General features: G+C 69.9%; 10 protein-coding genes. 2 read left to right on the top strand and 8 right to left on the bottom strand.

Going from position 1 to position 12416, the window contains the following annotated elements:
- Nucleotides 1-38: 38 nt before the first annotated feature.
- The gene (locus AB0L53_RS05865) at nucleotides 39-800 is read right to left on the bottom strand and encodes an endo alpha-1,4 polygalactosaminidase (RefSeq protein WP_363990907.1); all 762 of its coding nucleotides are present in this window, start codon (nucleotides 798-800) and stop codon (nucleotides 39-41) included.
- A gap of 333 nt (nucleotides 801-1133) precedes the next feature.
- Nucleotides 1134-2021 (bottom strand): hypothetical protein, encoded by an 888-nt coding sequence (locus AB0L53_RS05860; RefSeq protein WP_363990903.1) that lies wholly within the window; start codon nucleotides 2019-2021, stop codon nucleotides 1134-1136.
- 48 nt (nucleotides 2022-2069) lie between these two features.
- On the opposite strand from AB0L53_RS05860, the gene AB0L53_RS05855 reads away from it, so the two are divergent.
- Nucleotides 2070-2210 carry a hypothetical protein gene (locus AB0L53_RS05855; RefSeq protein ID WP_363990900.1) on the top strand — a complete coding sequence of 47 codons (141 nt, stop codon included), beginning with the start codon at nucleotides 2070-2072 and terminating at the stop codon, nucleotides 2208-2210.
- Between the two features lie 42 nt (nucleotides 2211-2252).
- On the opposite strand, the gene AB0L53_RS05850 is transcribed toward AB0L53_RS05855, so the two are convergent.
- The 5 genes from AB0L53_RS05850 to AB0L53_RS05830 all read right to left on the bottom strand — a co-directional run bounded on the left by AB0L53_RS05850 (nucleotide 2253) and on the right by AB0L53_RS05830 (nucleotide 9730).
- Nucleotides 2253-5492 (bottom strand): hypothetical protein, encoded by a 3240-nt coding sequence (locus AB0L53_RS05850; protein ID WP_363990897.1) that lies wholly within the window; start codon nucleotides 5490-5492, stop codon nucleotides 2253-2255.
- A 212-nt stretch (nucleotides 5493-5704) separates the two neighbouring features.
- Nucleotides 5705-6712, bottom strand: a complete 1008-nt coding sequence (locus tag AB0L53_RS05845; protein ID WP_363990894.1) for a hydroxyacid dehydrogenase — start codon at nucleotides 6710-6712, stop codon at nucleotides 5705-5707.
- Between the two features lie 117 nt (nucleotides 6713-6829).
- Nucleotides 6830-8827, bottom strand: a complete 1998-nt coding sequence (locus tag AB0L53_RS05840) for a DUF2264 domain-containing protein (protein ID WP_363990891.1) — start codon at nucleotides 8825-8827, stop codon at nucleotides 6830-6832.
- Nucleotides 8828-8885: 58 nt separating this feature from the next.
- Entirely contained in the window at nucleotides 8886-9605 is a 720-nt protein-coding gene (locus AB0L53_RS05835; protein WP_363990888.1) for a cupin domain-containing protein, read from the bottom strand.
- Entirely contained in the window at nucleotides 9602-9730 is a 129-nt protein-coding gene (locus AB0L53_RS05830) for a hypothetical protein (RefSeq protein WP_363990885.1), read from the bottom strand. The genes AB0L53_RS05835 and AB0L53_RS05830 overlap by 4 nt, the downstream gene beginning before the upstream one ends.
- A gap of 469 nt (nucleotides 9731-10199) precedes the next feature.
- Between AB0L53_RS05830 and AB0L53_RS05825 the strand changes: the two genes are divergently transcribed.
- Nucleotides 10200-11054, top strand: a complete 855-nt coding sequence (locus AB0L53_RS05825) for an SGNH/GDSL hydrolase family protein (RefSeq protein WP_363990882.1) — start codon at nucleotides 10200-10202, stop codon at nucleotides 11052-11054.
- Here AB0L53_RS05825 and AB0L53_RS05820 read toward each other — a convergent pair.
- A complete protein-coding gene (locus AB0L53_RS05820) occupies nucleotides 11043-12275 on the bottom strand; it encodes a helix-turn-helix domain-containing protein (protein WP_363990879.1) in 1233 nt (410 codons plus the stop codon). The genes AB0L53_RS05825 and AB0L53_RS05820 overlap by 12 nt on opposite strands.
- Nucleotides 12276-12416 lie beyond the last annotated feature (141 nt).

The raw sequence follows: 12416 nt of genomic DNA, 5'->3' as shown, positions 1-12416 counted from the left end.
AAACCGTGGGTCAGGAGACCGTTCAGGCAAAAGACCGTTCAGCAGGTCTTGCGGACGTATCCGCTGGCGCCCTTGGGCGAGACGTCCACGTCGCGCTGGACGATGCTCAGCTTGGTGCCCCAGCCCGAGCACGCCTTCTTCAGGCCCGACGCGGTGTACTCGATCACGATCACGTTGTTGCCGAACGCCGCCGTGTAGTCGCCGCACTCGTCCCAGGTGCCGCACTCTTCGGCGACCGCGAAGTCGAGCCCGTTCGCGACGCGCGACCCGGCCAGTTCCGAGGTGTTCTTCTGGGCGATGGCCACGCCCTGGGCGTGGGCGTGCGTGCTGAGCAGCCGGATGTAGGCCTGGGCGTTCGAGGCCGTCAGCAGCTTCTTCGAGCGGGTGTAGCTGTCGTAGTTGTCGGGCTCGATGGCCTGGTAGCCCTTGGCCTTGCAGCCGTCGATCCAGCCGTTCACCTTCGCGGCGACCCGCTTGCGCTTGGCGTCGGTCCGCAGGTCCAGCAGCGCCTCGCCCCAGTCCTCGTCGATGACCACCTTGCCGTTGGCGTCACGCAGCAGCAGGTCGGAGTCCCAGTCGTCCTCCTCGCCCGGCTGGACCTGGAAGGCGTTGACGTAGCAGATGTTGTACAGCCCCGCGGCGGGCGCGGCGCCCCGGTCCCTGCTGACCACGGTGACCCCGGCCGGCGGCGTGTACGCGCCGCCGATCTGGTAGTCGAACCCGGCGTGGACCGGAGGCAGGGTGACCGCGGCCGCCGAGGCGGTCGACGGGACGGCGATCAACGCGGCCGAAAGGGCCACGGCAGCGCCTAAGCATCTACGGGTGGGGCTCATCGTCGCATCTCCAGACGATAGGGGGTACGTCCCCGCCTCGGACGCTGACAGCGATCCTGGCGACTTAGTCCGGGCTTGTGGCGATGGCCACTTACCGGCTAGGCGTACCTCTGGGGCCGGTGCTCGATTCCGGCGTTCCTCGGAGTAAATCGAGCACCAACGCTCCTGTCAAGAGTCCGGAGCTGCTCACTTCTGGCACATTCAGCGCAGCATTGCACAGGGGATACGTCACCGCAGTGCGGAGCAGCCTACCGGTGCGCGGAAGCCGGGGCGGGGCGATCAGCCCGCCCGCACATGCCGTCAGACCCGCCCGTTGCGGAGCAGAATGCCGAGCGCGCCGACGGTCGTGTAACCGCGCCAGTCCAGGACTCCCGCTGGTGAGATCTGGGCGTAGTCGACGGTCCAGCCGCCGTCGTCCTTCTGCATCCCGGCCAGGCGGTCGAGGTCGGCCTCGATCACCTCCGGGGCGAACAGGGCCCGCACCGGGCGGTCCGGGAGCGGCGCGAAGTCCAGCGGGCGCAGCATCTCGTGCTCGGTGCCGCCTTCGACGCGCACCAGGCCGCCGGCCGGCAGGTACGCGCCCAGCCGCTCGAGCAGCCCGGCGGCCTCCGGGTGGGTGTCGTGCACGGCGTCCAGGAAGCGCAACGCGAAGGCGAGTATGTACGCGGGCGGCTGCCGGTCGAGGGCGGCGATCGCGTCCAGGCAGTAACGGGTGGCCCGCTCCAGCCACGGATGCGCGGCCACCTCGGGCAGGTGGGCGGCGACGCGGTGCGCGACGGCCGCGGTGACGGAGGTGATCTGCAGCGAGGACACCGTACTGTCGGCACCCGCCCACCAGGGGGCGTTGCCGGCGTTCGAGGCGCGGGGCAGCGCGAACGGCAGCCCGCCGTCGGGCAGCGTGACCGACTCCAGCCAGTCGCACAGCTCGCTCGCCCGCGGGCAGGCGGCCGGTGCGACGTCCTCGAACACCTCGAAGGCGTGCAGCGCGGCCCCCGGCTGGCTTTCGGGCGAGCGCAGGTCGGGCTCCAGGCCCCAGCCGTAGCCGCCGTCCGGATTGCGGTAGCCGTCGAGCGCGGCCAGCGCGGCGGCCGGATCGCGCTCGCCCGTCAGGAGCTGGAAGCGGCGGCGGTCCAGGACCCGTGCGTGGGTGGCCATGAAGTCGGCGGCCACGGAAAGATCAATATCCATACGTTCATCATGACCCGGCCCCGTGCCCCGGTCTTGTAGGAAACGGCCATGCGGCGACTGCCAGGCCCAGGGCCACGCAGGTCAGCGGGATGGCCGGCAGAGGGCCCGTGGGCGCCCGCCGGGGCCACCTCCTACACCGGCATCAGCCCGCACACGACGATCAGCGTGTGGATCGACACCCGCGGCTGAGACCGTGAAGGGGGCGTGCCCCGAGAGGCACGCCCCCGCCGGTCACGGTCCGTAAGCCTTGACCTCCAGGAGGCCGACGGAGCTGGTGCCGTTGCCGGTCATCAGCACCCGCAGGCGGGTGGTGTTCGTCGCGGTGAAGTTGACGGTGTTGTACTGGTTCTTGGCCAGCCCGTACGCGCTCGCGCCGGGCACGTCGACGTAGGCGCTGCCGTTCCAGTACTGGAGCTTCCAGGACGCGGGCATGTCGATGCCTTCGTCATCGTCGAAGAAGTACACCTCCGCCTTGTTCAGGTTCTGGGCCGAGGACCAGGTCAGGTCCACCCACTGCTGCCCGGTCTCCGGCCAGCAGCCCCAGCGCGGGTTCACGGTGTCGTTGGAGGAGGGCGGGTCGATCCCGTCGTTGACGGCGGCGACGCTCTCCCAGGAGGAGGTGTTCGACGCCGACGGGGTCGCCGAGGCGGCCAGGTTGCCGCTCGGCGGCTGCTGGGTGCCGCCACGGTTGAACATCTTGATCTCGGTGAGCCCGGTCTTTGCCCCCGAGGCGTTGGTGGCCAGCACCCGTACCCGCTGGGCGCTGATCGCCGGGAACTGCACCACGTTGTAGTTCGCTCGTGGCGCCGACGGGCTCTTGGCCTGGCTGGGCACGCTGACCCAGGCGCTGCCGTTGTAGTACTGGATGTCGTACGAAGCCGGTGCCCGGTAGGTGGCGCTGGCCGGGCGGCTGTCCTTGAAGTAGAGCCGGACCTCGTTGAGCGTGCGGGCCGCCCCGAAGTTCACCTCGTACCAGTCCTGGCCGGCGCCCGTGCCGCCCCAGAACGGCTCGTTGATCGGGAAGCCGTCGACCGCGCCCGCGGCGGTGCTGCCCGACGCGGTGGAGGAGGTCGAGACACTGGCTCCGGAGGCCAGGTTGGTCAGGTTGGCGGTCAGGTCGACCCCGGCCTTGGCCAGCAGGTCCACCATCCGGGCGCTGCTCTGCGTCACCTGCGCGGGCGCCTGCAGCCCAGGCGAGGACACGTGATAGGTGACCGTGCCGCTCGTGGTGACGTCACCGGTGGCCGGGTCCCAGGTGAAGGGCACCAGCGAGTTGACCGTGGCGACCCTGCTGCCGTTGATGAAGATCGAGTAGCCCTCGGGCACGCCAGGATAACGGACCACGCCGTCCGCCGGGTCGTCCCAGACGATGGTCAGGTCGGCGTTGCGGTAGCGCAGGTTGTTGACGGTGAAGTTGGGCCAGCCGATGTTGATCGGCGAGAGCTCCACCTTCGCGTCGTTGCGCGGGCGCAGCCCCGCCACGTCCTCGATCACGGTCCAGTTGCTGCTGCCCAGGATGTTGTGGTGGATCCAGGAGCGGTAGGTGATCGAGGAGCCGTTCCAGTCGGCCCAGAACTCGTTGGCGTCGGGGTACTGGGTGTTGCCGTTGATGTACTGGGCCCAGGCGTTCCAGTACAGCAGCTTCTTGTACCAGCTCGCGTCGATCCACGAGTTGGAGTAGTTCCGCAGCACCGAGGAGAGCAGGCGGAACTGCACGGTGGAGTTGATCGTGGAGAAGTTGTTGCTGCCGGTGCCCGAGGCCGCCTTGTCAGCCTGGTTGGCGGTGTAGAAGGGGAAGATCGGATACTGCGCCGGATCGTCGAACAGGCGCAGCGCCTGCTTGTACGTCGCGGTGTTGGGGATGGCGCCGACGGCGAACGGGTAGTAGTTGTTGATCTCCTTCCACGGCACCCACTCGTTGGTGGACTTCAGCCGGTGCTCGAACAGCTGCCGGTTGGGGTTCCACAGCACGTTGACGATGGCGTTCTGGATCTGCGTGGCGAGCGTGCGCATCTCGGTGGCCTTGGCGGTGTTGCCGACCGCCTCGTACGCCTGCGCGGCGGCCAGCGCGCCGCTGTACTGGTAGGCCGACTCGGCGCGGTCCATGTTGCCGGGCTTCCAGTGGAAGGAGACGGCGTCGGCGTCGTTGCCGGTCAGGGCGCCCCAGTCGTACTCGATGAGCTTGTTGTTGTCGTGGTCGTAGTACGACAGCTGGCCCTTGACGTCCCCCTCGGCGTAGCGCGCCAGGTTGGCGGCGATCGCCGGCTGGCCGCCGTGGATCTGGTAGCTCTTCCACGCCGCCTCGGCGATGTACTGGGTGTAGCTGTTGGACCAGTTCTCGGGATCGCCCGGATTGTCGAGGAAGCGGCCGTTCTTGGAGATCTGCCCGACGCTCAGCCAGTCGCCGTAGGAGTAGATCGGGTTGCGCAGGTACTTCAGGTCGTCGATGTGCATGGGCTGGGTGAGCGCGATGGCGTTGTTGTAGCCCAGAACGCCTTCGGTCGAGGTGGGGAACTGGAACGTCTGCCCGGGAATGTCAGCGTCGAGGTTGTTGAAGCGCATCAGCCACCAGCGGTAGTAGATGTTCTTCTTGATGGCCGGCTCGGGCACGTCGATGTAGGGCACGTTCTGCGCCCACCACAGGTTGTAGGCCCGCACGTGGGTGGCGAAGGCGGTGGCGTTGGTGTATCCCGCGTAGGCGTCATACTCGGTGCGCGACTCGGGGATCTCGTTGGTGACGAAGCCCATGACCACCTTGGCGGTCACGGTCCCTCCGGCCGGGATCGTCACGGACCTGTTCAGGCCGCCGCTGGAGACGGTGAAGCCGTCACCGGTCAGCCGGGGATAGATCGTGGTGAGGTTGTTGTAGGCGTTGACCTGCCCGGTCAGCTCGCTGCCGCTGCCCGAGGTGGCGTACGGGGAGGTCGCCCGCAGCTGCAGCGTGGTCGAGCTGGAGCCGCCGTTCGTGATCGACAGGTTCGTCACGGCGACGTTGTTGTTGGTGATGAACTTCGTCTGGTTCACCGTGATGGAGCCGCTGGTGTGCACGCTCTTCCAGTAGCTCGGCGCCTGCCAGCGGGAGTTGACCTGCTCGGTGAAGGTGCCCGGGGTGATGGCGACGGTGTAGGCGTTGTCGTTGCTGATGCTCTCCCAGTACGCCACCTGGCCGGCGAAGCCGAGCGTGCCCGGCGTGTGGGTCTTCATGAACAGGGCGCGTCCCCGGGACATGAGCCAGGTTCCGGCCGGGTCGTTGCCGGGGCGGGCCAGCAGCCGGTCCATCCAGAAGTCCGTGCCCGAGCTCTCAGAGTCGTAGATGGCCTGCATCATGTTGCCAGTCGTGTACGTACCGGGCGCGGCCGGGATCGACGGGCCGTTGAAGGTGGGGTATCCGATGGTCTGGGCAGCCTGCGCGGGAGCGCCTAAGACGAGTGATCCCGCGATGAGCAGGAGGGCCGTGAGGATTCTTCTCATGCAGAGTGATCCGATCCGATCGAACGCTTGGGGGGAGTGATCGAACCTAGCGCTTGGTTGTGGTAGCGCTAACAATCCTTTCTGTCGAATCGGCGAAATAAAAGGTTTTCGGCAACGTAAACCGATATAAGGGCCCTGTCAATCGGCGTGGCGGACTGCCTTGGCGAACGTTGCGAAAAGGTTTTCGGCTGTTTTCGGCTTTCGGCAGGTCGTCAGGCCAGGCGAGCGAGCTGCTCGGCCGTCACCCGGCCGCGCATCGGGCGGCCCCGCATGAAGTGTTCAAGGTCGGTGATCGCGTACTCGCCGAGCCGCCGCAACTCACGCCCCTGCGCGCCCGCCACATGCGGGGTGACGAGCACGTTGGGCAGGCCGAAAAGGGGATGGCCCGGAGGCAGCGGCTCGGGGTCGGTCACGTCCAGCACGGCCGAGACGCGACCGGACGCGCACGCCCTGGTGAGCGCCTCGGTGTCGATCAGCGAGCCACGGGCGGTATTGATCACGACGGCCCGGTCCGGCAGGAGGCCGAGGCGGCGCTCGTCCAGCAGGTGGCGGGTCTCGGCGAGGGCCGGGGCGTGCACGGTGACCAGGTCACTACGCCGGCACAGCTCGTCCACGTCCACCAACTCCGCCCCCATTTCGGCCGCCTCCTCCGGCGAGACGTAGGGGTCGGACAGCAGGATGTCGACCTCGAAGTCACGCAGCCGCCGCAGCACGTGCCGGCCCACCCGGGAGGCCCCGATCACGCCCACGGTGCAGTCGTACAGCCCGGTGCCCGCCCCCTGCTGCCAGGCCGACCGGTCGGCGCCGGCCGCGTAGTGACCGGCCCGCTCGAAGACCCGTTTCGCGCCGAGCACCAGCATGGCGATGGTGTACTCGGCGACGGGCACGGCGTTCGCCACCGCGGCGGACGACACGAGGATCCCCCGCTCGTACACGACGGGATCGACGATCGCCTTGACGGAGCCGGCGGCGTGGACGACGGCCCGCAGGCCGGGCGCCGCTTTCAGCACCTCGGCGTCGATCCGCGGGCAGCCCCATCCGGTCAGCAGGAACTCCGCCCCGGCCAGGGCCCGTGCCGCCGCCTCGCCCTCGAACGAGGTGAACGTCACCGTCGCGTCGACCTCCACCGACTGCCGCAACCGGTCGACCAGATCGGCAGGGAAGACGTCGTGGAAGGCCCAGGGTGCGATGGCGAAGACCGCGACGGGTGGCCGAGACATCAGGCAAGCTCCTCAGGTGGGTGAACGGTTACGCGGGGTGCCACTTCACGTGCGGTGTCGGTGAGGCGAGGTGCCACCTCACGCGGGATGTCGGTGAGGCGGACCGTCGCCGTCACTTCACGTCGGGTTCTTCCCGCCGCCGGTGACGCGGACGCAGGTGGGGGTCTCGGTGAGGCGGACCGTCGCCGTGTCACCGCCCGGCAGGTCGAGGGTGACCTGGTCGCCGTCGACCCGCACCTCCGGGGGCGGCCCCTCGGCCGCGCCGGTGAGCAGGACGAGGCTGACGTACACGGCTGTTCCGCCCGGGTGGGCGTCCGCGAGCACGTACGGGGTGGCCGAGTGCCGCCCGAAGGCGTTCGCGCCCGTCGCGGTCGCCACCCCGGCGGTCGTGTAGCCGTGCAGCCCGCGCACCACGCTGACCAGCCCGTCCGCCCGCCGAGCCGACGCCCAGAGCTCGCCGCCGCGCGCCGTGGGCGGCGCCTGCCCGGCGATGGCGTGGCCACCGTCCCTGACCTGGTGACCGGCGGGCGCGGTGACCCGGTGGATCCGTACCTCGGCCGCCCCGTCCACCACCGAGACCGTCACCACGTGGACCGGCCCGGCCGGCAGGTCGTCACGGTAGGCGGAGGCGGCGAACCGGTCCCCCGTCGTGAGCGGCTCGATGCGGCGCCTGCGGGAGACGGCCCCGTCCGGCGCGACGACCACCACCTCCCCGTCGACACCGACCGCCTGCCCTTCGGCTCCTGCTGCCTTCCCTTCGATACCGGCTCCCGCCCCTTCGCCGCCGGCCACCTCTCCTTCGTTGCCGCCCACCTCTCCTTCGCCGACCGCCTCGGCCAGGTTGGGGCCGGTGTGGCTGGTATAGGCGAGCTTGAGGTAGTGCGGGTCCGGCACCCCTGACGGGTCCTGGATCCGGTCCCGGTCGCTGCCGTGGTTGACCAGCCGGACCACGCCGTCCTCGCGGGTGGCGTGCAGCAGCCACCCCGGCGGGCGCATCGTCACCGCCTGGTCCGCCAGGTCGATCGGCGCCGGAACCTCGGCGTCCGTCCATACCGGGTGTTCGGGGGGCAGCAGCAGGCCGAGGAACGCCTTGCTGGCCCAGTAGGGCGAGCCCGGCCCCGAGTAGCTCTGCGTGACCGGCAGGAACGTGTCGTACCAGCCGAGCGTCAGCAGCCCACGCTCATCCGGCACGCCCCGCTCGACGAAGTGACGCAGCACCCCACCGGCGATCCGCCGGGTCCGGCCGGGTGGGAGCGGCGAGGAGCCGGTCAGCGCGCCCAGCCAGAGCGGCGCGACCGTGGCGAACCGATAGATCAGCGACCGCCCCTGGTGCACGGGCCCGCCGTCGGCGGCGAACAGGTGCTGGTACTGGCCCAGGAAGGCCCGCAGCCGCTCGCCGTAACGCTCCAGGCGGGCCGCGTCCCCGGCCATCCTGGCCCACAGCAGCGGGTAGAGGTGCAGGGCCCAGCCCGCGTAGTAGTCGAAGTTCTTGCCCGCGCCGTCGGAGTACCAGCCGTCCCCGACGTACCAGTCCTCGATCCGCTCCAGGCCGCCGGTGATCTCGTCGGCCTTGTACGGCCCGCCCACCTCGGCCAGGAACTGCTCGACGACCACCCGGAACAGCACCCAGTTGTTGTCCGGCGTCCGCCTGCCGACGAAGCCCGCCAGCCAGGCCACCACCCGCTCCTGCTCGGCCGGGGACAGCCGGTCGTACAGCCAGGGCCGGGTCTCGTGCAGGGCCAGCGCGATCGAGGCCGCCTCCACCAGCGGCTGGGACATGTCGGTCAGCGGCGGCCAGGCATAGGGGTGCGCCGGGTCGGTCCCCGCCACCAGCCCCCGGGCGTACCGCTCCAGGAGTGCGGGCGGCACCGCGCCGCCCGCCCCGGCGATCCGGAACGCGGCCAGCAGGAACGTGCGGGCGTATCCCTCCAGGCCGTCACTCACCGGCCCCGACCGGCTCTCCCTGCCCGGCAAGCGGTATTGCGCGAAGTCGTCGGTGGCGTACGGCACCACGGATTCCAGCAGGTGATCCGCCACGGCCTCCCAGTGCGCCCGGGTCCAGCCGGTGACGGCGGACAATGCGGTATCGGCAGGTGGGAGACGCAGCGATGACATAAGCGGATAATACGGCTCGCGATCAACAAGCCCCGGGGAGGGGAGGCGAGGAGCGGTGTCAGCCGGGGGCCGAGTGGACGTGCGGGTGGGCGACGTCGTGGGTGTGCAGATTGCCGCACATGCCCCAGCGGGCTTCGGGTGGGGATTCGAGCAGCGTGGCTTCCTGCAGGTGCGTCCCGTCGCCGCGTTCCAGCGCGTCGAGCACCTCGGCGGTGTGGCGGGTCTGCCGGACGACGGTGTCCTCCCAGGTACGCCGCCAGCCCGCGACCCTGGGACGTACCAGCGCCACCGCGCTGTCATAGAACTCCCGCAACGGTCCCGGATCCCCGTCGGCCAGGCTCTCGGACAGCCGCAGGAACCCCGCCACCGCCAGATCACGGCGACGCCGCACGGCCTCCTCCGCTCCCGCGCCCAAAGGCAGCGTGGCCGCCTCCCGGTAACGGGCCGCGTCCGCCACGATCTCCGGCGGGAACGTCATCACCGCGTCACCCGCCTCGGGCAGCCCGGCGTTCTGCATCACCACGACCACCTCCAGACCGCCCCGGTTGATCGCCCGATGGATCGTGCCCGGCGTGAACCACACCGTCGAACCGCCGCTCAGCTCCGTCTCCCGGAAACCGCGCATATCGAGGGTCTGCAACGCGCCACTGCCGCCGATGACGACGTACGCCTCGGTGGAGGCGATGTGCATATGCGGCGTACCGCCCTCCAGACCATCGGAACACGCGCCCGAGTAGACCGACAACCGGGTGACCGAGGTCCCGCCGGGGAACGTCATGCTCGCACCCCCAACGCGGCACGGCCCTGGTCGGCCAGGTGCCGGGTGCCTTCCTCGCCGTGATCTCCGGTGGCCACCACGACCGCGTACCGGAAGCCGACCGTCTCGCTGTCCGCGACTCGCACGGCGGTGGCGATCCCTCCGGTTCCGACAATGGCGGTCCAGCAGCTAGGTGAGGGCATGGGCGCCTGGCCTCCTGAGCGGTTTGACGTGGGTGGAAAACGTGTGCCGCAGTTCGCATCGTGCAAGGTGACGGTGGGTCTGGCCGCATGGGGCATTCGATGTTCCTCTCGCGGTCCCTCTCGCGCCTGGCAATCGGCCGATCGGCCCGACCATTCGCGGTTCCTCTCGCGCCAGGCAACCGGCCGATCGGCCCGACCATACTGGATACGGTCACACCCGGCCGGCCGCCGTTCGGCCTCCCCCTGCTCCCCTCGCCCGGCTACGTGAGGGCGGCCGGATTTGTGAGGCGTCACAGATTTGACAGCGCGGATTTACCGCCCGGTCCAATTCACAGAATGACCTTCGCGGCTCATCGTTTGTCTGCACCTCGAACTCCTCACCCCCCACCGACCCCTCGCCGAAGGAGTCTCCATGGTCCGACGGATGTTGACCGTGCTCGCAGCGGCCGCCCTGGCGTTAGGTCTCGCTCCCGCTGCCCAAGCCGCGCAGAGCGACGTGTACGTGGCCCTCGGCGACTCGGCCGCCTCGGGACCGCTCGTGCCCAACCAGGTCATTCCCGACCTCGGCTGCTGGCGCTCCGACCACAACTACGCCCACCTGACGGCGCAGGCCATCGGCGCCCGTACGTTCCGCGACGTCACGTGCTCCGGCGCCGACACCGGCGACATGTACCAGCGGCAGAGCACGGACCTCGGCTCGGTCGCGCCGCAGCTCGACGCGCTCAGCCAGGACACCACCCTCGTCACCGTGCAGATCGGGGCGAACGACGTCGGCCTGACGGGCTTCATCGAGGACTGTCTGAACCTGCTGCCGCCGCCCGTCGGAGACGCCTGCAACGACGACTACATCGTGGACGGTCAGGACAGCTGGCGGGTGAAGACGGACGAGCTGCGCTCGCGCCTGACCACGCTCATGGGCGACATCCGGGCCCGCGCCCCGCAGGCCCGGATCTTCATGGTCGGCTACGCCACCTACGCCCCGCCGAACGGCTGCTACCCGCGCGTCCCGATCATCAAGGCCGACGCCAACTACATCCGCGCCACCCTCCAGTACTTCAACCAGATGCTGGCCGAGCAGGCGTCCGCCGCCGGCGTCGGCTTCATCGACCTGCAGACCCCGAGCGTCGGCCACGACCCGTGCGCGTCGCCGGGTGTGCGGTGGATCGAGCCGTACGTCCCGGCCGCGCCCGCCGCCCCCTTCCACCCGAACGCGCTCGGCATGAGCAACTTCGCCACCGTGGTCACGGCCTCCGTCTCAGGCGTCTAACCAGTCCAACCCGAGCCGGCGACGGGCGGCCAGCGCCGCGCCGATCCGCTGGAGATGCGCGGGGTCGACGGGATCCAGCCCGGTCAGGCTGACGGCCCTGCGCAGGCGGTAGTCGACCGTGTTCGGGTGTACGTGCAGGAGTGAGGCCGACCGCCGCCGATCGAGCCCCGTGTCCAGGTACACCTTGAGCGTCCTGAGCAGATCGGGATTGTCCAGCAGCGGATCGAGCAGCCCGGCCAGCGCCGCGGTCGCCTCGCTGGACCGGGTGAGCTGGTATTCGAGCAGCACGTCGGCCAGCCGGTACGCGCCGGGCGGCCGCTGGAAGAGCCGCACCACCTCCAGCACCTCTTCCGCGAGCTTGGCCGCGGCCGGCACCCCGGCGGGCGGCGCGAGCTCGGCGGCGACCCACACCGGCACCCCAGCGGCCTTGCTCATGTCGGCGCGAGTAGCGGCGGCCATCTCACCGACATGAGCAAGGCGCCCGTCAAGCGGGCCGCAGGGCACCAGCACGAGCCCGCCCGTGGTGTCGAGCACCGACAGCACCGGCTCCGCGGCGTGCCGGCGCAGCGCGGTGGTGATCCGGTGCAGCTTGCGCCGCCCGGCGATGGACCCGCCCGGCTCGTCGGAGTCCTCGTCGGCGTGCCGGCCCGCCGCGACGGCCAGCACGAGGTAGCGCCGCGCGAGCCGTACCCCCGCCAGAGCCGCGCTGTCGCCCGCGAGCAGCGCGGACACCGTCGCGTGCATGGTGTGCTGCTCGTGGCTGAGCATGCTCTCGCGCTCTTCCAGGTACGCCGTGCACACGGCGCCCGTCACCGCCTGCGTGTAGACGAGGATGAGCCGGTTGGCCGCCAGGACGTCCTCGAAGTCGGCCGGCGTCGCGGCGGCGAACAGGTGCTCCCACACCATCCGCGCCCCGCGGGCGTAGGCGTTGAGCAGGTCGTCCAGCGGCACACCCTCGCGGGCCCGGCGCGCGGACGAGGAGCGCAACGGCGCCAGCTCCGCCCTGGTCGGCGGGCGGCCGTCGCGGAACATCCGGGAGATCAGCCGTAGGTTGTCCTCGGTGATCCGGGTGATGTCGCCGTCGAGCTCTTCCCTGGGCAAGCGCCGGTAGATAGGGATCTCCTCGGCGAAGCTCCGCACCAGTTGCCTGGCCAGTTTGGTGGTCTGGCGATCAAGCGTCTCATGTACGGGGCGGCCGGCCAGGGTGAGGGGGCACGCCACCGTCAAACCATGCCAAAACGGACGCATTTCCGCAATGGACAGGGCTTCACGAGCGCTATTGCAAGCCCCTGACCTTGACTGACTTTGCGCTGACGGCCATTAGTCACATACGTTTACAGACTCATGCAAGCGTAAGTAAAG

Origin of the sequence: Nonomuraea sp. NPDC052129 (assembly GCF_040680095.1) — a bacterium.
GTDB lineage: Bacteria > Actinomycetota > Actinomycetes > Streptosporangiales > Streptosporangiaceae > Nonomuraea.
Note: the sequence above shows the minus strand (reverse complement) of the source record. Positions and strands in the feature narration are given on the sequence as shown.

Excerpts from the sequence above, each read along its gene's own strand:
- AB0L53_RS05860 (WP_363990903.1), bottom strand. The coding sequence starts at position 2,021 with ATGGATATTGATCTTTCCGTGGCCGCCGACTTCATGGCCACCCACGCA.
- AB0L53_RS05850 (WP_363990897.1), bottom strand. The coding sequence starts at position 5,492 with ATGAGAAGAATCCTCACGGCCCTCCTGCTCATCGCGGGATCACTCGTC.
- AB0L53_RS05840 (WP_363990891.1), bottom strand. The coding sequence starts at position 8,827 with ATGTCATCGCTGCGTCTCCCACCTGCCGATACCGCATTGTCCGCCGTC.
- AB0L53_RS05845 (WP_363990894.1), bottom strand. The coding sequence starts at position 6,712 with ATGTCTCGGCCACCCGTCGCGGTCTTCGCCATCGCACCCTGGGCCTTC.
- AB0L53_RS05825 (WP_363990882.1), top strand. The coding sequence starts at position 10,200 with ATGGTCCGACGGATGTTGACCGTGCTCGCAGCGGCCGCCCTGGCGTTA.
- AB0L53_RS05835 (WP_363990888.1), bottom strand. The coding sequence starts at position 9,605 with ATGACGTTCCCCGGCGGGACCTCGGTCACCCGGTTGTCGGTCTACTCG.
- AB0L53_RS05855 (WP_363990900.1), top strand. The coding sequence starts at position 2,070 with ATGCGGCGACTGCCAGGCCCAGGGCCACGCAGGTCAGCGGGATGGCCG.